The organism is Streptococcus sp. 2_1_36FAA (assembly GCF_000161955.2).
GTDB classification, from domain to species: Bacteria; Bacillota; Bacilli; order Lactobacillales; family Streptococcaceae; genus Streptococcus; species Streptococcus gordonii.
In genome coordinates this window covers 198,044-216,148 of the sequence record NZ_KI391974.1, presented here as the reverse complement: position 1 = coordinate 216,148, position 18,105 = coordinate 198,044, and the positions used below count along the sequence as shown (strand labels likewise).

Annotated in this window: 19 protein-coding genes; 14 read left to right on the top strand and 5 right to left on the bottom strand. The window is 40.5% G+C overall.

Going from position 1 to position 18,105, the window contains the following annotated elements; translation table 11 throughout:
- Positions 1-73: 73 nt before the first annotated feature.
- From HMPREF0847_RS03535 to HMPREF0847_RS03520, 4 genes are read right to left on the bottom strand one after another with little or no spacing between them, the layout of a single operon-like run.
- Positions 74-928, bottom strand: a complete 855-nt coding sequence (locus tag HMPREF0847_RS03535; protein ID WP_008808824.1) for a cysteine ABC transporter substrate-binding protein — start codon at positions 926-928, stop codon at positions 74-76.
- A gap of 11 nt (positions 929-939) precedes the next feature.
- On the bottom strand, positions 940-1,698 hold the full coding sequence (locus HMPREF0847_RS03530) for an amino acid ABC transporter ATP-binding protein (protein ID WP_008808823.1): 759 nt from the start codon (positions 1,696-1,698) through the stop codon (positions 940-942).
- A 1-nt stretch (position 1,699) separates the two neighbouring features.
- Positions 1,700-2,377, bottom strand: a complete 678-nt coding sequence (locus HMPREF0847_RS03525) for an amino acid ABC transporter permease (RefSeq protein ID WP_008808822.1) — start codon at positions 2,375-2,377, stop codon at positions 1,700-1,702.
- Positions 2,337-3,017 carry an amino acid ABC transporter permease gene (locus HMPREF0847_RS03520; RefSeq protein WP_008808821.1) on the bottom strand — a complete coding sequence of 227 codons (681 nt, stop codon included), beginning with the start codon at positions 3,015-3,017 and terminating at the stop codon, positions 2,337-2,339. The genes HMPREF0847_RS03525 and HMPREF0847_RS03520 overlap by 41 nt, the downstream gene beginning before the upstream one ends.
- 340 nt (positions 3,018-3,357) lie before the next feature.
- Here HMPREF0847_RS03520 and HMPREF0847_RS03515 point away from each other — a divergent pair, with 340 nt between their 5' ends.
- The 5 genes from HMPREF0847_RS03515 to HMPREF0847_RS03495 all read left to right on the top strand — a co-directional run bounded on the left by HMPREF0847_RS03515 (position 3,358) and on the right by HMPREF0847_RS03495 (position 8,363).
- A complete protein-coding gene (locus tag HMPREF0847_RS03515; RefSeq protein WP_008808820.1) occupies positions 3,358-3,846 on the top strand; it encodes a hypothetical protein in 489 nt (162 codons plus the stop codon).
- A 415-nt stretch (positions 3,847-4,261) separates the two neighbouring features.
- Positions 4,262-5,452 carry a methionine adenosyltransferase gene (metK, locus tag HMPREF0847_RS03510; RefSeq protein WP_008808819.1) on the top strand — a complete coding sequence of 397 codons (1,191 nt, stop codon included), beginning with the start codon at positions 4,262-4,264 and terminating at the stop codon, positions 5,450-5,452.
- A gap of 59 nt (positions 5,453-5,511) precedes the next feature.
- The gene (locus HMPREF0847_RS03505; protein WP_008808818.1) at positions 5,512-6,438 is read left to right on the top strand and encodes a helix-turn-helix transcriptional regulator; all 927 of its coding nucleotides are present in this window, start codon (positions 5,512-5,514) and stop codon (positions 6,436-6,438) included.
- Between the two features lie 83 nt (positions 6,439-6,521).
- Positions 6,522-6,887 (top strand): nuclear transport factor 2 family protein, encoded by a 366-nt coding sequence (locus tag HMPREF0847_RS03500; RefSeq protein ID WP_008808817.1) that lies wholly within the window; start codon positions 6,522-6,524, stop codon positions 6,885-6,887.
- 228 nt (positions 6,888-7,115) lie between these two features.
- Positions 7,116-8,363 (top strand): MFS transporter, encoded by a 1,248-nt coding sequence (locus HMPREF0847_RS03495; protein WP_008808816.1) that lies wholly within the window; start codon positions 7,116-7,118, stop codon positions 8,361-8,363.
- Between the two features lie 96 nt (positions 8,364-8,459).
- Here the strand turns inward: HMPREF0847_RS03495 and HMPREF0847_RS11020 are convergent, their stop codons facing one another.
- Positions 8,460-8,630 (bottom strand): DUF3042 family protein, encoded by a 171-nt coding sequence (locus HMPREF0847_RS11020; RefSeq protein ID WP_008808815.1) that lies wholly within the window; start codon positions 8,628-8,630, stop codon positions 8,460-8,462.
- Positions 8,631-8,711: 81 nt separating this feature from the next.
- Between HMPREF0847_RS11020 and miaA the strand changes: the two genes are divergently transcribed.
- From miaA to recJ, 9 genes are all read left to right on the top strand, one after another.
- Positions 8,712-9,626 carry a tRNA (adenosine(37)-N6)-dimethylallyltransferase MiaA gene (miaA, locus tag HMPREF0847_RS03490; RefSeq protein ID WP_008808814.1) on the top strand — a complete coding sequence of 305 codons (915 nt, stop codon included), beginning with the start codon at positions 8,712-8,714 and terminating at the stop codon, positions 9,624-9,626.
- 1 nt (position 9,627) lies between these two features.
- Positions 9,628-10,866: a GTPase HflX gene (gene hflX, locus HMPREF0847_RS03485; protein ID WP_008808813.1), complete on the top strand. Its 1,239-nt coding sequence runs from the start codon at positions 9,628-9,630 to the stop codon at positions 10,864-10,866.
- Entirely contained in the window at positions 10,859-11,482 is a 624-nt protein-coding gene (locus tag HMPREF0847_RS03480) for a cystathionine beta-lyase (RefSeq protein ID WP_008808812.1), read from the top strand. Before hflX ends, HMPREF0847_RS03480 begins: the two co-directional genes overlap by 8 nt.
- Before the next feature lie 10 nt (positions 11,483-11,492).
- On the top strand, positions 11,493-12,422 hold the full coding sequence (gene rnz, locus HMPREF0847_RS03475; RefSeq protein ID WP_008808811.1) for a ribonuclease Z: 930 nt from the start codon (positions 11,493-11,495) through the stop codon (positions 12,420-12,422).
- Between the two features lie 103 nt (positions 12,423-12,525).
- The gene (locus HMPREF0847_RS03470; RefSeq protein ID WP_008808810.1) at positions 12,526-13,281 is read left to right on the top strand and encodes an SDR family NAD(P)-dependent oxidoreductase; all 756 of its coding nucleotides are present in this window, start codon (positions 12,526-12,528) and stop codon (positions 13,279-13,281) included.
- A gap of 39 nt (positions 13,282-13,320) precedes the next feature.
- Positions 13,321-14,025, top strand: a complete 705-nt coding sequence (locus tag HMPREF0847_RS03465; protein ID WP_008808809.1) for a class I SAM-dependent methyltransferase — start codon at positions 13,321-13,323, stop codon at positions 14,023-14,025.
- Between the two features lie 55 nt (positions 14,026-14,080).
- Positions 14,081-15,133 carry an acyltransferase family protein gene (locus HMPREF0847_RS03460; RefSeq protein ID WP_008808808.1) on the top strand — a complete coding sequence of 351 codons (1,053 nt, stop codon included), beginning with the start codon at positions 14,081-14,083 and terminating at the stop codon, positions 15,131-15,133.
- A gap of 36 nt (positions 15,134-15,169) precedes the next feature.
- Entirely contained in the window at positions 15,170-15,760 is a 591-nt protein-coding gene (locus tag HMPREF0847_RS03455) for an HD domain-containing protein (RefSeq protein WP_008808807.1), read from the top strand.
- A 105-nt stretch (positions 15,761-15,865) separates the two neighbouring features.
- Positions 15,866-18,085, top strand: coding sequence for a single-stranded-DNA-specific exonuclease RecJ (gene recJ, locus HMPREF0847_RS03450; RefSeq protein ID WP_008808806.1), 2,220 nt, complete (start codon positions 15,866-15,868; stop codon positions 18,083-18,085).
- The last annotated feature ends 20 nt before the right edge of the window (positions 18,086-18,105 follow it).

Genomic DNA, 18,105 nt, shown 5'->3' with positions numbered 1-18,105 from the left:
GTGACTATCCTAGTTATTGTTTAAGATAAAAAGGCTCTATCATTACGATAGAGTCTTTTTACAATCATACTGATTATTTGACTTGACCACCTTCTACAACAAGATCATCGGCCTTAGCTGCATCTCCGTAGGTAGGATGAAGAGTTTTTTCATAAGCCTTATGGAAGAAGTTTTCCTTACCAAGCTTTTCTATATCCTTGTTGATAAAGTCAAGAAGTTCTTTGTTTCCTTTTTGAACGGCTGGAGCAATAGTATCAGGGTCACCTAAAGAAGTAATACCAACTTCGTAACCCTTGTTTTCAAGAGCCCAAGCTAGGACTTCAGTGTTATCCGTTGAGAAGGCATCACCACGTCCATCAAGCAGAGCTTGGTAGGCGTCACTGTATTGATCATATTTTTGAAGTTTAACCTCTGGGTGATTCTTTTCAAAGTATGTTTCAGCTGTTGTACCTTTGGTCACGATCAAAGTTTTTCCCTTAAGTTCCTTAACGTCTTTTATAAGGGCATCTTTAGGAGAAACGACTCCCAGTGAAACCTTCATATAAGGAAGCGCAAAGTCGACTTGTTTTTTACGTTCATCTGTTACAGTGAAGTTTGCCAGTGTAATATCAACCTTGTTTGAGATCAAGTACTCTGCACGGTTGGCTGCGTCAACAGAGACATATTTAACCTTGACTCCAAGATCTTTGGCAAGTTGATTTCCAAGTTCGATATCGTATCCTTGGTAAGAACCATCATTATCAACATAACCGAAAGGTTTTTTGTCTCCAAAGACTGCGATACGAAGCTCGCCACTTTTCTTAATTTCATCAATGGTCCGAGCCTTAGAACTTGATGCATTGGAGTTTTTGCTAGCACCACAAGCTGTGATAAAGACTAGAGCAAGGGCAAGTGTCATTACAGTTAAAATTGATTTAATTAGTTTCATAATCGTCTCCTTTATAGATATGAGCCAAATTGGCTAAAGTCAAATACGTTTAAAAATTCTTGCGCTCTTTTTGTTTTAGGATTGGTAAAGAAAGAGTGAGCATCTCCTTCTTCAGCGATCTGACCTTGGTCCAAGAAGATGATTCGATCAGCAATAGCTTGAGCAAATTGCATTTCATGTGTGACCAAAATCATGGTGCGTCCTTCTTGGGCAAGATCATTAATTAATTCTAGCACCTCTCGTACCATCTCAGGATCTAAAGAGGCGGTTACTTCATCGAAAAGGATGATTTCAGGATGCATGAGAAGGGAACGAACAATTGCCACCCGTTGTTTTTGACCTCCAGAGAGCTGTCTTGCGTAGCTATGCTTTTTCTCTAGAAGACCAACGCGTTTCAGTAGTTGTTCGGCTTCCTGAATGACTTCCTCTTTCTTACGACCCTGAGCTTTTGTTGGCCCTAAAATAAGATTTTGCAGAACATCCAAGTGTGGAAAGAGTTCGTAGCTTTGGAAAACCATTCCAATTTTCTGGCGGACAAGATGAAAGTTCTTTTGATTGCCTGTGATGGATTGGTCATCTAAGAGGATATCACCTCCTTGAATATTTTCTAAGCCATTAATACAACGAAGAAGTGTACTTTTACCACATCCAGAAGGACCCAAAATCACGACAACTTCACCTTTTTTAACTTCAAGTGAAAGACCTTGAAGGATAGGATTGTCTCCAAAGGATTTTTGAAGGTCCCTTATTTTTAAAATCGTTTCAGGCATATTAATTCCTCCAGTGTTTTTCTAAATGACCTGCTAATTTGGAAATAGGGAAGCAGACAAGGAAGTATAAAACAAGAATAGTTCCATAGATCCAAAAGGAAGCAGTAGGAATGGTCAATCGGTTGCTATCGATAATTTGCTGGCCGACCTTCGTAACCTCAACAACACCAATCAAAACGACTAGCGAAGTTGTTTTAATCATACGTGTAATCAGGTTAATGGCTTGTGGTAGTAAACGTCTTAGAACCTGTGGAATGATGACATAATAGTAAAGCTGAAACTTGGTTAAACCTAGAGCTTGACCACTTTCAAACTGGTGCTTGGGTAGAGAAGTGATAGCTCCTCGAACTAGGTCCCCCATTTCAGCAGTTCCCCAAAGAGTAAAGACAATGATGGCTGAACTCTCGCCTGAGATATTGATATTAAAGTTACGTGCTAACCCGAAGTAAACAATAAACAGTAAGACGAGCTGGGGCATTATTCGGATGAATTCTAGATAAAATCGAGTTAATAGACGAACGATTTTAGATCGAGAAGTCATGATAATTCCCAAAAAAGTACCAAGGATCATGGATAATAGAACGGAAATAACTGAAATACCAATTGTAACTCCCAAGCCCTGTAAAATACGAAGGAGATTATTTCCCTGAAAGAGTACCTGGATTCCCGAATCCTGCATGGCGTAATCTCCTTTCTATCCAACCAAAGAGAAGTGAAATCGGTAATAACATGAGCAGATAGGCAAGGACTAACATGGCTAAGGCAATATCTGTCTCGTAGTAAAGTCCAATCAAGTCCTTGGCCACATACATAAGATCCGCCAAAGCCACTACAGAAAAAACTGAGGTTTCCTTGATTAAGAAAATGACATTTGCACTAAAAGAAGGAAGTGCTACAGCAGTCGCTTGTGGAAGAACAACGTAGCGAAAAACTTGTCTGGGTGTTAATCCAATCGAAAGACCAATTTCATGCTGGGTTTGACTAACAGCTTCCAAGCCACTACGGAAGGATTCAGCCATGTAAGATCCACCTAGGAAGATGAGACCGATTGTTGCACAAGCTTCTGAAGACAATACAAGACCAATCCTAGGTAGGCCAAAATAAAGAAAGAAGAGCTGAATCAATAGTGGCGTGTTCCGAGATAGCTCAATGTAGGCAGTAGCTATCTGTCTCAAAATGGGAACACGGTAGTGTCGGATGATACTAACAACCAAGCCTAAAAGAAATGAACCAATTATCCCCCAAACTGCGATATGCAGGGTCAAAAAGAAGGCCTGCTGGTATAGTGGATAATATTGTTCGATAATAGACCAATCCAAAAATGAATTCCTCCCCTCCTTAAGTCAGGAAATCATTTTTCTTCCTGAACTTATAGGTATAATAATAGAGTCATTTTACCATCAATTACACTGTTTGAATAATATGTATATTTTATCGGTCTGATAGAAAAAATTTATAAGGACTGTCAAAAAGATTGTATTTTAGTAACTGATCTAGACAAAGATGTTTGTCTAGATGCTGGATTGTTTTGAGAGAAGATGGGTATACCTGATTATTATACTGAAAATAATTAAAGAATAGAGTATAATGTATATAGAAAAATATGAAAGAGTATTTTGTTTTTTTTAAAGAAATATAACAGTAGGATGGATCAATCAAATGTCAAATAAAGAGATAAACCAGGAGTTAAGTCAAACGCGTAATGAGATAAGCCCAGAGATAGATAATGAAAAAAATAAGGAGAAGATTGAAGAAAATCAATCTATTGATGAAGCAATTGAGTCAGAACAAGTGGTAAAAGATTCAAAAGAGATCAAGTATACATCGGCTCTTCTTTCATTTTCCTTCTTCTCATCGATCATTTATCTGATTCTTTTCGTGTCACTTTTTAGTATAGCTTTACCATGGGGAATTGTCTTGTTGATTTTTCTAGGCCCTAGCTTAATTTGTTTTTTTATTGCAACTATTTTAACTAGGGTTGGGATGACTAATGGGAGGAAAGGTTTACTATATGCAAGTTCAGGTATTTACCTGATTTCAGCTCTTTGTGCAGGAGATCCTGATTGGCATCTTTTTCAAATAGCACCTTTTGTTTTCGCAGTTCTCGTTTTGGTTGGAACGCTAATGGCTAAAGAAGAAAAGAGATAATATGACGCGAAGTCATATCTTTTTACGGAAATTTTTGAAACCATAAAGGATGCGATCCCCATTCTAGTACAACTATTTTCACTCTCAAAAATTAAGCAATCAAAAGAGTTTTCTTTATCTATCAATGGTTCTGTACTCACTTTCTTATGTATGGACACTTGGTTCATCTTTTAGCCTCTTTTTGATTGTACCCATTGTAATCGTAGCTCTAATCAGGATTGGTTTGCTAAAAACAGCAGATTCATAATTTTAAAAAGGTATAGTTTATGTCTATACCTTTTTCTTTTTTTAAACAAAGGAGTGTTAGCGTAAATTATGTTATAATGAAAAAGTTATATAGTCCCGATAAGGTGGTAGTTTTTTCTATCAGTACTTTGTAACTCTATAACAATATTTTTTAAGGGGGGACATTTCTATGTCAGAACGTAAATTATTCACGTCTGAGTCTGTATCGGAGGGACATCCCGATAAGATTGCAGACCAAATTTCCGATGCTATTTTGGATGCTGTCTTGAGTCAGGATCCAGATGCCCATGTGGCTGCTGAAACAGCTGTTTATACAGGCTCTGTTCATGTTTTTGGTGAGATTTCGACTACAGCTTATGTAGATATTAACCGTGTGGTTCGTGATACCATTGCAGAGATTGGCTACACCAATACAGAGTATGGCTTTTCGGCAGAGACCGTCGGTGTGCATCCATCTTTGGTGGAGCAGTCGCCAGATATCGCTCAGGGTGTCAATGAAGCTTTAGAGGTTCGTGGGAATGCAGATCAAGATCCATTGGACTTGATCGGTGCTGGCGACCAAGGGCTTATGTTTGGCTTCGCAGTGGATGAAACACCGGAGCTTATGCCATTGCCTATCTCACTCAGTCATAAGCTAGTCCGTCGATTGGCAGAGTTGCGCAAATCAGGAGAGATTGGCTATCTGCGTCCAGATGCTAAGTCACAAGTGACTGTTGAGTATGATGAAAATGGCCAGCCTGTACGCGTGGATACGGTGGTTATTTCGACCCAGCATGACCCAGAAGTGACCAATGAAGAGATTCATCGTGACGTGATTGAAAAGGTGATTAAAGCTGTTATTCCTGCCCAGTATCTGGATGATAAGACAAAATTTTTCATCAATCCAACCGGACGTTTTGTAATTGGCGGCCCGCAAGGTGACTCTGGCTTGACTGGACGTAAGATTATTGTGGATACTTACGGCGGTTATGCTCGTCACGGCGGCGGTGCCTTCTCCGGTAAGGATGCAACCAAGGTTGACCGCTCAGCTTCATACGCAGCACGCTATATTGCTAAAAACATCGTGGCTGCTGGACTAGCCAAGAAAGCAGAGGTACAGCTAGCTTATGCCATTGGTGTGGCTCAGCCGGTTTCTGTACGGATTGATACTTTTGGCACTGGAGTAGTTGCGGAAAGCAAGCTTCAGGAAGCTGTTCGTCAGATTTTTGATCTGCGTCCGGCCGGTATCATTAAAATGCTGGACCTGAAACGTCCAATCTATCGTCAGACAGCTGCTTATGGCCATATGGGTAGGACAGATATTGATCTGCCTTGGGAAAAAACGGATAAAGTTCAAGCGTTGAAGGATTATCTGGCCTAATTATAAAGAGTTGCAAGATGATTATTTGATGGTTTCTACTTTATAGAAAAATAAAGATTATGAAATTAGAACGATTAATTTATATTTTATTAGCCCTTTTGAATAAGAAGCAGATAACGGCTAAAGAAATTGCTGAACGTTTTGAAATATCTACTCGTACAGTATATCGAGATATGGATACGCTCAGCTTAGCTGGAATCCCTATTTACTCTGAACGTGGGGATAAGGGAGGCTTTTATATACCAGATGACTACAAGATGGACAGCAGCTTTTTCACAGAAGAAGAAAAGCAGTTTATCATCAATATGAGCCAAAATGTTGGCAAAATTGTCGGTCGTCCAAGTTTTGACAGCATTGAGCATAAGCTTACTTCTCAAGAAGTGACTGATAATGTTAATCCTTTTTACTTCGATCTTACTTCATGGTCTCTCAATACAAATTATTTACTTGAAATTGAGCAGGCTATACAAACTGGAAAGAAAGTTTCCTTTTCTTATTTTTCTAAAAAACAAGAACGAAGCCTGCGAACAATTCTTCCTTATCGACTGATTTTTAAACTAAATGCCTGGTATGTGATCGGCTACTGCTTTGAAAAATTAGATTTTCGTATTTTCAAGCTTAGCAGAATTCGTGATTTGCTGATAGTAGATGAGGGGATAGAAGTTGGTGACTACCCACTTTTATCTCAAGAAAAGCTAGATCTTTTTCTAAATCCATCTAAAGATAAAGTTGAGGGCAGTAAAGAGGAAGTAGAGTTGATTTTCACAGAGTCTGCGCTTCCAAAAATTTATGATCATTTCACAGAAGAAGAAATCACTGTTGAGCAAACCAGAATAAAGGTCCATGCTTTCAGAGCATTGACACCGGCCTTTTTCGAATTGATTTTAAGTTTTGCTCAGCAAGTAAAGGTCATATCACCAAAAATCTTACAGGATAAATTAATTGAAACTCTTCAAAAAAATCTTCAGCAATATGACAGACTGTAGTCATATTGCTTTTTGTATACTCTTAAGTGGGCTCAAGCTTTCATTAGTTTGAAAACTGCCTAAATTATTTTTGGAGGTTCCAAATGGATACAAGAACATTAGCAGAAAGCTATTTTACCGCAGTCAATAAAGGTGGCTGGGAAGATTTTGTAGCTGAAAACTTTGATTATGGTATGTGTGACAGTCAGGAAATCAGGCGAGGTCGTGATGTTTATCTGCAAGGTGCAGGTCAGTTCTATGCTTTAAGTCAGCATCTTGAAGTGAAGAAGTTGCTGGTAGATGGAAGAGAAGTAGTGGCTTTAAATCGCTATCGCTTGCAGTCGCCACAAGGAAATCAACTAGAATTGGATGTGGCGGAATTTTTGAAATTTGACGAATCAGACAAATTAATAGCATCCAACATTTACTTTGATACTCATCGTTTCCAAGAGTTTATGCAGGGCAAATAATTCTTAAGTTTCATTTGACAAATAGTAGAACTTGTTTTATACTGTTAAAAATTAAATATGACTTTAAACATGTTCCGTGAGACATGAAAGTTCTAAAATGAGACTAGCAATTGCTATGCTCTAATTTTCTGTAAACTTTTAGAGGTTGGGAACATGATTTCCAACCTCTTTTTAAGGCGTATTCAATTTAATAAATGCAGTCTGTGAGCTGCGATTAAGGAGAATCATATGTCAAAATTGTCTTTAGACAAAAACAATCAACGGGCTTTAGTCGCTGCGATTGTCGCTTCTGGTACGGATGACTTAAATGTCATGTTTCTGGCCTTTTCAATGTCCTCTATTATCTCAGAACTTGGGATTAGTGGTACCCAGGGTGGTTGGATAGCTACTATAACTAATTTGGGCATGCTTGTTGGTGGCTTGATTTTTGGCCTTTTAGCTGACCGATATCACAAATTTAAGGTCTTTAAATGGACCATTCTGATTTTCTCTCTGGCAACCGGTTTGATTTTCTTTACGAAAGACGTCCATTACCTTTATATCATGCGCTTTATTGCAGGCATGGGTGTTGGAGGCGAATATGGCGTGGCTATTGCTATAATGGCGGGAATTGTTCCACCAGAAAAGATGGGGCGGATTTCATCCCTAAACGGTATTGCGGGTCAAATAGGATCGATTACATCGGCTTTACTTGCAGGCTTGCTAGCTCCTGCTTTGGGATGGCGTGGGCTATTCCTTTTTGGGCTAGCACCTATTGTCCTAGTACTATGGATGGTTTTAGCTATTGACGATCAGAATATTCGTGACGACGGTGGAGCTAAAGTAGAAGAAGAAACAACACAACCCGTTAAAATAAGTCAGCTTTTCAAAACTCCAGCTCTCACATCACAAACCATAGCTCTAATGGTTATGACAACCGTGCAAATCGCTGGTTACTTCGGAATGATGAACTGGTTACCGACGATTATTCAAACTAGTTTGAATATTTCTGTCAAAGACTCTTCTCTTTGGATGGTGGCAACCATTTTGGGAATGTGCCTAGGAATGTTGACTTTTGGACAAATTTTGGATAAATGGGGACCTAGAGTCGTATACTCTGGCTTTCTTCTTGCATCATCTATCTGTGTCTATCTTTTCCAATTTGCAAATTCTATGGCCACTATGGTAATAGGTGGAGCAGTTGTTGGTTTCTTTGTGAATGGAATGTTTGCTGGTTACGGTGCCATGATCACTCGTCTATACCCTCATCAAATTCGATCAACAGCTAATAATGTTATCTTAAATGTTGGACGAGCAATTGGCGGATTTTCATCTGTTATTATTGGAAAGATTTTGGATATCTCAGGTGTTTCAACAGTTATGATTTTTCTTGCCTCTTTGTATCTAATCAGTCTAGCTGCTCTTTGGACAATCGGCAATTTGAAATCTGATATTTATCAAGACCTAGGTCAAGGTCTTGAAGCAGAAAAAGCGTAGCCATTAAATAAAAAAAGACAAAGAGAATTATTCTTTGTCTTTTTTATGATCATGTAAAAAACTCTCTACTTTAAATAGAGAGTTTTAAGGTTACTCTTAGTGTGCTACGCGTTTGCGAGCTGCTTTTTTACGGTTTTCTTCAATGAAAGCCGCTTTTTGTTCTTCAGGTTCGATAACTTTTTTCTTGACTGTATAAACTGCACCAGCTACAGCCGCAACAGTAGCCGCAACACCTGTAAGTACGCCTTTTCCAAATCCTTTAGCCATAAGATTTCTCCTTTTCTGAACTTTAATTATTTATGTTATAATTAATAGTAACGGAAAATCAAAATTTTTTCAAGGAAAAAAATGAAAACTAAGATAATTGTAATTGTAGGGCCTACAGCTGTTGGAAAAACGGCTCTGAGCATTGAGGTTGCTAAAACCTTTAATGGTCAGATCGTCAGTGGTGACAGTCAACAGGTCTATCGTGGCTTAGATATTGGCACGGCTAAGATTCGTCCTGAGGAGCAAGAGGGCATTCCCCATCATCTGTTGGATGTACGGGAGGTTGGAGAGAGCTACTCGGCCTATGATTTTGTGACTGAGGCGGCTCAGGCTATTCGTGAGATTGAGTCTCAAGGTCAGCTTCCCATCATTTGCGGCGGCACAGGGCTCTATATCCAGAGTTTGCTCGAGGGCTATCATCTGGGCGGCTCCGTTCCTCACGAGGAGATTCTGGCCTATCGGGCGCAGCTGGACAGTTGGTCAGATGAGGATTTGTTTGGAAAAATAGCAGAGCTGGGTATTGAGATTCCCCAGATAAATCGCCGTAGGGCTATGAGGGCGCTGGAGATTGCTCAGTTAGGTGGTCAATTAGAAAACAGCCAGCCAGATTATGAAGCCCTGCTGATTTGCCTAGATGATGAGCGTGAGCGACTTTATGAGCGAATCAATCAGCGAGTAGATCTGATGATAGAAGATGGTCTCTTAGAAGAAGCCCGTTGGCTTTATGAACAGGCTCCAACCAGTCAAGCCAGCAAGGGGATCGGCTACAAGGAACTTTTCCCCTACTTTGCAGGTCAGGTGAGCCTAGAGGAGGCCGTGGACAAGCTCAAGCAGAATACCCGTCGTTTCGCCAAGCGCCAGCTGACTTGGTTTCGCAATCGGATGTCCGTAACCTTTTATCAGGTGGGAAATCCAGACTATAAAAATCAGGTTATGGAGGACATCAAGAATTTTCTGGACAAGCAGCTGGCTGACCAAGTCATAGTAAGGATATGAGATGATAGAAACAGAGAAAAAAACAGAGCGTGTCTTTCTGGTTGGTGTGGAACTAGCAGACACGGAGAATTTTGACCTATCCATGGAGGAGCTTCAAAATCTGGCTAAGACGGCAGGGGCGGAAGTAGTTGGCTCTTATAGTCAAAAACGAGAAAAGTATGATAGCAAGACCTTTGTCGGCTCTGGCAAGTTAGAAGAAATCCGGCAGATGGTTGATGCCGAAGAAATTTCGACCGTTATTGTCAATAACCGTCTGACACCTCGCCAAAATGTCAATCTGGAGGAAAGTTTGGGGGTCAAGGTCATTGACCGTATGCAGCTGATTTTGGATATTTTTGCCATGAGAGCTAGGAGTCACGAGGGCAAGTTGCAGGTGCATCTGGCCCAGCTCAAGTACCTGCTACCTCGCTTGGTTGGACAGGGGATTATGCTTAGCCGTCAGGCAGGAGGTATTGGCTCCCGTGGGCCTGGTGAAAGCCAGCTTGAGCTCAATCGACGCAGTGTCCGCAATCAGATTCATGATATTGAGCGCCAGCTCAAGGCAGTGGAGAAAAATAGAGCTACCGTTCGTGAAAAACGGTTGGAATCTAGTATTTTCAAAATCGGACTCATCGGCTACACCAATGCTGGCAAGTCTACGATCATGAACTGCTTGACTAGTAAGAGTCAGTATGAGGCCGACGAACTCTTTGCAACGCTAGACGCTACGACCAAGAATATAAACCTTAGTGGTCAATTAAACGTCACTCTGACGGATACGGTTGGTTTCATTCAGGATTTGCCGACGGAGCTGGTGTCAAGCTTTAAGTCTACTCTAGAGGAGAGTAGAAATGTTGATTTGTTGGTCCATGTTATTGATGCCAGCGACCCTCATCATGAGGAGCACGAAAAGACTGTCCTCGACATTATGAAAGAGCTGGACATGCTGGATATTCCCCGTCTGACTCTCTATAACAAAGCGGACAAGTCTGAGGATTTCACTCCAACCCTGACTCCTTATTCTTTGATTTCGGCTAAGGCAGACAATAGCAGAGCTCTTTTGCAGCAAGTCCTTCTGGAGCGGATGAAAGAGTTATTTTTGCCTTTTACCATCAAGGTAGCGTCGGCTAAAGCTTACAAGATTCATGATTTAGAGCAAGTCGCGATTATGGGGAATCGAGAATACATAGACGATATCGAAGTCATTTCAGGCTGGATTGCCGAGAAAAACAAATGGAAACTGGAAGAATTTTATGACTGATTATATAGATTTGGCCCTCAAATACGGCGGTTTTACTAGCCTAGACAGGGTCTACTTAGAGCAAGTATTGGCTAGCCTGACAGAAGAGCAGAAGCTGAGCTTTATCACACCACCGCCTAGCGTTATCAATGCTTACTTTGCTGAGCTTTATCAAAAGAAAAGTCCTGAAGCCGCGACAGCATATTTTCTAGAGATTAGCCAGGCACTGGACTTGTGGAATGTGGATCCTAGCTTTATAGAAAATAAACCTTTTGTTAGGCTTAATCTTTCTGGCAAGTCCTATGGATTTTGCTATGAGAGTGAGGAAGTCGGCTTGGTTTTTCCTGAAAAGCCTGAGCCGGTAACAGCGGACTTGCTTTTTGAAATCGCACAAGTCTTTCCGCAGTACTTGGTCTACGAAGAAGCTGGGAGAATAAAAATGGCACCTCTCAAAGCTGACTCTAAAGTTGTGGACAGTCAGGCGCTGACTGCCTTGACCGATTGGGAGCAACTGGCAGATGGTAGCCAAAGACTTTTTGGATACAATCAAGATGAAGTCAGTGATCTGGCTCAGTCCTATGCAGGCAGAAAATACTATCACTCGCAGAATCGGTCTGCCATGATTTATATCATTTAGAAAGAAAAATATGCAATTACAATTTTTAGGAACAGGAGCTGGTCAGCCATCCAAGGCCCGAAATGTATCCAGCCTCGTTCTCAAGCTCTTGGAAGAAATCAATGAAGTCTGGATGTTTGATTGTGGTGAAGGGACCCAGCACCAGATCTTGGAGACAACTATTAAACCTCGCAAAATTAGCAAGATTTTCATCACGCATCTGCATGGAGATCATATTTTTGGCTTACCTGGCTTTCTATCCAGTCGTTCTTTTCAAGCTAATGAAGAGCAGACGGATATAGAGATCTATGGCCCTAAAGGGATTAAGAACTTTGTTATGTCCAGTCTTCGAGTTTCTGGTTCTCGTTTACCTTATCGAATTGATTTTCATGAATTTGATGAAAATAGTTTGGGAAAGATTTTGGAAACGGACAAGTTCACTGTTTATGCAGATAAGCTGGATCATACGATTTTTTGCGTTGGCTATCGTGTAATGCAGAAAGATTTGGAAGGCACGCTGGATGCAGATAAGCTACGAGCAGCGGGGGTTCCCTTTGGCCCTCTCTTTGGTAAAGTCAAGAATGGTCAAGACATCGTCTTAGAAGATGGTACAAAGATTATCGCAGCAGACTATATCTCAGCCCCTCGTCCTGGGAAAACAATTACTATTTTAGGGGACACAAGGAAAACAGATTCTAGTGTACGCTTAGCTGTGGCGGCAGATGTTCTTGTACATGAAGCTACCTATGGTAAGGGAGATGAAAAGATGGCCCGTAAGCATGGGCATTCTACCAATATGCAGGCAGCTGAAGTAGCCAAAGAAGCTGGAGTTAAACGACTTCTTCTCAATCACGTCAGTGCTCGGTTCTTGTCGAAAGATATCAGCGTTATGCAACAAAATGCTAGTGAAGTTTTCGAAAAGGTTCATGTGGTTAAGGACTTGGAAGAAGTTGAAATCTAAGGATATTAAAGAGAATTTTAATTCAAGAAAAAATACAATAATGACAAAGAGGCGGGAGATTTTCCTGTCTTTTTTATGTTATAATGTAAAAAAAGGAGAAAGAATGAGAACAATCATCATCACAGGGGCTAGTGGAGGGCTAGCACAGGAAATGGTTAAGCTTTTGTCTAAGGATAAATTGATTTTGGTAGGACGTAGCAAGGAAAAGCTTGAAAAACTATATGGAAAAAGCGAAAATATTGACCTTGTGGAACTGGATATTACAGATAGCTCAGCTTTGGAGAGATTTGCTGAGCGGATTGATAGTCAGTACGGCCACGTTGATGTTCTAGTCAATAACGCTGGCTATGGGATTTTTGAGGAATTTGACAAAATCAGCTCAAGCGACATCGAGTCTATGTTTGAGGTCAATACTTTTGCTCTGATGAACCTGTCTAGACTTTTTGGTAGTCGTATGAAAAAGGCTGGACAAGGACGTATCATCAATATCGTCAGCATGGCTGGCCTTATCGCAAGCAGCAAATCCAGTCTTTACTCAGCGACTAAGTTTGCTGCCATTGGTTTTTCCAATGCTTTGCGTTTGGAACTCTTGCCTTTTGGTGTTTATGTTACGACGGTTAATCCCGGGCCTATCAAAACTGCCTTTTTTGATCTTGCCGATCCTGATGGTTCCTATGTTAAAGCTGTTGATAAGTATATTCTTGAGCCTGACTTTGTAGCTGGCAAAATTGTCAGCTCTTTCGGCAAAAAGAAACGGGAAATTAATCTCCCTGGGATTCTCAATCTTGCTCATAAATTTTATACCCTGTTTCCAAGAATAGCTGATAAATTGGCGGTTAAGATGTTTAATTATAAATAAAAGTTAAATTTCAACTTTTTAGAAAAGGAAAATGAGAAAATGGATTTACAAGCTTATAAAAATCATTTAGAAGAGCCTTGGGGTAAAATCTATTATGACATTCTGTTTGATCAGCTGAAAAATGTTGAAGGAATGAAAGTTCTTGATTTTGGTAGTGGGTTTGGGATTGTGGCCAACCACCTTGCTGAAAAAAATCAGGTCACTGCGCTGGAACCGAATATGGAAATGATTATTCATCGTAAAAGAACGAATTCTTATGAGCAGTTGCAGGGAAGTCTAGAAGTTCTTGAAATTTTTAAAGATGAATCCTTTGACCTTATAATTTGCCATAATGTTTTAGAGTATATTGAGGATATTGATCCATACCTGATGGCTTTCTCTCGTTTGCTCAAAAAGGGAGGGAAACTGTCGATTGTTAAACATAATTACGTTGGCCGAATTATGCATACAGTAATATTTGAAAATGATATTAAAAAAGCTCGGGAACTCTTGCTTGGAAAAGATTACCTGACGCATAGTATGGGGCAGGCTGTCTATTATGAGATAGCAGATGTCATCAAGCCTTATCCTTTTGAGATTCTAGATTTTCAAGGAATTCGAATTTTTTATGGCTTACAACCCAATGATGTAAAAACTGATCCAGGATGGCGTGAAAATATGCTAGAGATGGAACTTTCTGTTAATAACCAGTCACCCTATCGCGATATTGCAGCTTTTCAGCATTACTGGCTCGTGAAAAAATAATGGCTTAGATTTTTTGTGTATGAATGAATTTTTGACCTTGTTTGGAGAAAACTAGATGGTGGAAAAAGAAGTTAAAGAGCAAGAGCGATCAGTTAATTATGCCATGCTCAGCCTTTTTCAATATGTAGCGTCTATCTTAGTTATTTTAGTGCACTGTCAACGTCTCTTTCCTAATGAAATTTTGCATTTCACACAAAAGAGTATGTTTGGACGAATGGCTGTGCCTTTTTTTCTCATATCATCTGCCTTTATGCTTAAATCTAGTCTAGCTAAAAAGAAGAGTATGAGTACTTACGTAAGTAGGATTTTAAAACAGTATATTTTTTGGAGTATTCTTTATCTTCCATACGCTCTTATTTATTTTTGGTCGCTTCCAGTTGAGAAGTATTATGCCCCATTAGCTTTAATAGCGGGATTTTTATATATTGGACTTTGTTACCAGCTTTGGTATATTCTGGCTTTTTTGCTGGGGCTTTGGATCGTCCATTATTTATACAAAAAAATAGGACCTAAATGGGCGGTAGTTGTATCTTTGGTCCTTTATTTACTTGGCTCGATTGAGACATACTATACTTACTTTGCTAATACTTGGCCAACTCATTTATATGATGTTTATTCCCGTATTTTTTTCTCAACCCGTAATGGCCTTTTTTACGCACCAATCTTCATTCTTTTTGGTTATTTGCTCTATGATTATTGGAATAGTAATTTCTTTAAGAAAGATGTAGGAAAAAAATTTCTGCTGGCTTCAATTTTACTTGCTCTGGATGGTTGGTTAGTTTTTGTTAATCAAGGAATCGATAAAAATTTCTTTCTAGCCTTACTTCCTTTTTCTTTATTTTTGGTTAATGGAGTTTTAAGGACAGAGATCGGAAAGAAGTGGGAATTATACCATCTTAAAGAATTAAGTGTGCTCTATTTCTTTTTACATCCGATTTTTATAGAAAGTTCTTTCTATCTTTTAAGAGAGACAAATATTTCCAAATGGCATAAGGGTCAAATTGTATTTGTTCTTACTATAGTTTTGACTCATTTGACTTCAGAAATTATTTTAAAATTTCGTAAGTCAGTATTTGCAAGACAGAAAAACGGAAATAAGACTGTCTGAATGAGATAAGGAATAAAAATTGTTGGAGGTCTTATCATGTTTGAACGTTTACAGCAACAGTTAGCTTTTACTAATGAGCTGGAAAAGCTGAAAGCCACTCATCGCAACAACAGGACCTTGGATGCTTATCGTTTTGAGAATTCTGCAGAGCATAGTTGGCAGGGTGCGCTTATGGCACTAGTTTTTCGAGAATATATCCCTGAAGAAGTTAATATGGAAAAGGTCCTGTCTATGTTATTGATTCATGATTTGGGAGAAATATATGCTGGCGATACCTTTATCTTTGATGACGTGGGCAAGAGCGATTCTTACGATAGAGAGCTGGAGTCCTTGAAAATCAGTTTAGACAAGCTGCCGCTAGATCAGCAGGATTCCTTTTTAGAGCTTTGGCAGGAGTTTGAAACCGGCATTAGCATAGAGGCTAAATATGCCCGAGTGCTGGATGCTCTGGTTCCCTTGCTCAACCACTTGGAAGTCGCTCAGCCTCACGACAATCCACATGGCCTGACCAAGTCGCAGGTTATTGCGAAAAAATCCTTTATCCAAGAAACCTCTGAAACTCTTTGGGAATTGGCTCAAGAGGTTATTGACCAAAGTGTTGCTAAGGGGCTTTACCTAGATGAGTGAGGCTGAGGAACTTGCTCGCAGATAGAAAGTTTGAGACTGGTTGAACCAGTCTTTTCATGTTATAATATTCAGACAAGATTGAACGGAGAAAGTGTTTCACTCATCATGATTAGCTCAAAATACGACTGGCAGTTTGCCACTAATTTTACAGACGAGAATTTTTTAAAAAAGGCTAAGAAAGCTGGATTAGAACCTGCCGCTGCCAGTCTTCTTTACCAAAGAGGTGTGCAGACTGAAGAAGCTTTACAGGAATTTTTGGAGCCTAGTTTAGACCAGCTTCACGACCCTTATGACCTGCATGATATGGAGCGGGCAGTGGAGCGCATTCGCGCAGCGATTGAGAATTATGAGCAGATTTTGATCTATGGTGATTATGATGCTGATGGTATGACCTCGGCATCGATTGTCAAGGAAGCCTTGGAGCAGCTGGGGGCTGAGTGTCAGGTTTATCTGCCCAATCGCTTTACGGATGGCTATGGTCCTAATAGCAGTGTTTACAAGTATTTTATTGAAAATCAAGGAGTTTCGCTCATTATTACAGTGGATAATGGAGTGGCTGGCCTTGAAGCTATCGAGCTGGCACAGTCTCTCGGCGTGGATGTCATCGTGACGGATCACCACTCCATGCCTAAGGAGCTGCCAAACGCCTATGCGATCGTCCATCCGGAACATAGCAGAGCGGATTACCCTTTCAAGCAACTGGCTGGTTGTGGAGTGGCTTTTAAGCTGGCAACAGCCTTGCTTGAAGAAGTCCAAGTCGAACTTTTGGACTTAGTTGCTATTGGTACCATTGCCGATATGGTCAGTCTGACGGGGGAAAATCGGATTCTAGTCAAATACGGCCTTTCCGTCCTCAAAAACACCCAGAGAGTAGGACTTCAGGAACTCTTCAAAATCGCTGGCATTCAGCCTGACGAACTGGATGAAGAAACAGTTGGCTTCCAGCTTGCTCCCCGCCTCAATGCCTTGGGAAGGCTGGATGATCCCAATCCTGCGGTTGAGCTTTTAACAGGCTTTGACGATGAAGAAGCTCGTGATATTGCGCTTATGATTAACCAGAAAAATGACGAGCGCAAGGAAATCGTCCAGCAGATTTATGAAGAGGCACAAACCATGCTGGATCCTAAGAGACCAGTGCAGGTGCTTGCTAAGGAAGGTTGGAACCCTGGTGTGCTAGGAATTGTCGCTGGCCGCTTGCTGGAAGAGCTGCACCAGCCAGTCATAGTGCTTAATATTGAGGATGGCATCGCTAAGGGCAGCGCCCGCAGTATTGAAGCAGTCAATATTTTTGAGGCTTTGGACAGTCACCGTGATCTCTTTGTAGCCTTTGGCGGGCACGCAGGAGCGGCTGGAATGACTCTTGAAGCAGACAAATTAACAGAGCTATCTGATATCCTGACGGCATTCATCTTAGACAATGATTTGGATTTGACTGGTAAAACAGCTCTGTATTTAGATGAGGAGTTGTACTTGCCAGAACTGACCCTTGATACACTCAAAAGCTTTGAAAAATTGGCGCCTTTTGGTATGGATAATAAGAAGCCGCTTTTTTACCTCAAAGATTTTAAAGTTGACAATGTTCGGACTATGGGGGCTGGCAATAGCCATCTCAAGCTGAAGATTTCTCAGGAAGATGCTACTTTTGAAGTAGTTGCTTTTGGCCAAGGAAGCCTGGCGACAGAGTTTGCACAAACCAAGAATCTGGAGCTAGCTGTCAGCCTCTCTGTCAATAAATGGAATGGACAGACCAGTCTCCAGCTCATGCTGGTAGATGCTCGTGTAGATGGTGTTCAGCTTTTCAATATCCGCGGAAAAAATGCGACGCTACCTGACAAGGTTCCAGTTTTGCGTTTCACAGAGGAATTGCCGGATTTGGCAAATAGAAGAGCAGTTGTGGTTTATGACCTGCCTGATGATTTACAGGACTTGAAAAAGATTCTTCAGACTCAAGATTTCGAAGCGATTTACTTTAAAAATGAGATTGCCAAGCCATACTATCTGACAGGTTACGGTAGCCGTGAGCAGTTTGCCAAACTCTACAAGACAATCTATCAGTTCCCCGAATTTGACGTTCGCTATAAGCTTAATGATCTGGCAGCTTACCTGAAAATTGACTCGATTCTCTTGGTCAAAATGATTCAGATTTTTGAGGAGTTGGGCTTTGTCAGCATCACAGAAGGCGTCATGAAGGTCAATAAGGAAGCAGAAAAGAAAGAAATTAAAAACAGTCACATTTATCAAGACCTTAAGCGCCTAGTAAAAGAACAAGAACTCATGGCTCTGGGCACTGTGCAGGAGATTTATGATTATTTGATGGAGAAATAAAAGTTAACAAATAATATTTC

Coding starts and splice junctions, on each gene's coding strand:
- HMPREF0847_RS03535 (WP_008808824.1), bottom strand. CDS start 928: ATGAAACTAATTAAATCAATTTTAACTGTAATGACACTTGCCCTTGCT.
- HMPREF0847_RS03530 (WP_008808823.1), bottom strand. CDS start 1,698: ATGCCTGAAACGATTTTAAAAATAAGGGACCTTCAAAAATCCTTTGGA.
- HMPREF0847_RS03525 (WP_008808822.1), bottom strand. CDS start 2,377: ATGCAGGATTCGGGAATCCAGGTACTCTTTCAGGGAAATAATCTCCTT.
- HMPREF0847_RS03515 (WP_008808820.1), top strand. CDS start 3,358: ATGTCAAATAAAGAGATAAACCAGGAGTTAAGTCAAACGCGTAATGAG.
- metK (WP_008808819.1), top strand. CDS start 4,262: ATGTCAGAACGTAAATTATTCACGTCTGAGTCTGTATCGGAGGGACAT.
- HMPREF0847_RS03505 (WP_008808818.1), top strand. CDS start 5,512: ATGAAATTAGAACGATTAATTTATATTTTATTAGCCCTTTTGAATAAG.
- HMPREF0847_RS03500 (WP_008808817.1), top strand. CDS start 6,522: ATGGATACAAGAACATTAGCAGAAAGCTATTTTACCGCAGTCAATAAA.
- HMPREF0847_RS03495 (WP_008808816.1), top strand. CDS start 7,116: ATGTCAAAATTGTCTTTAGACAAAAACAATCAACGGGCTTTAGTCGCT.
- HMPREF0847_RS11020 (WP_008808815.1), bottom strand. CDS start 8,630: ATGGCTAAAGGATTTGGAAAAGGCGTACTTACAGGTGTTGCGGCTACT.
- miaA (WP_008808814.1), top strand. CDS start 8,712: ATGAAAACTAAGATAATTGTAATTGTAGGGCCTACAGCTGTTGGAAAA.
- hflX (WP_008808813.1), top strand. CDS start 9,628: ATGATAGAAACAGAGAAAAAAACAGAGCGTGTCTTTCTGGTTGGTGTG.
- HMPREF0847_RS03480 (WP_008808812.1), top strand. CDS start 10,859: ATGACTGATTATATAGATTTGGCCCTCAAATACGGCGGTTTTACTAGC.
- rnz (WP_008808811.1), top strand. CDS start 11,493: ATGCAATTACAATTTTTAGGAACAGGAGCTGGTCAGCCATCCAAGGCC.
- HMPREF0847_RS03470 (WP_008808810.1), top strand. CDS start 12,526: ATGAGAACAATCATCATCACAGGGGCTAGTGGAGGGCTAGCACAGGAA.
- HMPREF0847_RS03465 (WP_008808809.1), top strand. CDS start 13,321: ATGGATTTACAAGCTTATAAAAATCATTTAGAAGAGCCTTGGGGTAAA.
- HMPREF0847_RS03460 (WP_008808808.1), top strand. CDS start 14,081: ATGGTGGAAAAAGAAGTTAAAGAGCAAGAGCGATCAGTTAATTATGCC.
- HMPREF0847_RS03455 (WP_008808807.1), top strand. CDS start 15,170: ATGTTTGAACGTTTACAGCAACAGTTAGCTTTTACTAATGAGCTGGAA.
- recJ (WP_008808806.1), top strand. CDS start 15,866: ATGATTAGCTCAAAATACGACTGGCAGTTTGCCACTAATTTTACAGAC.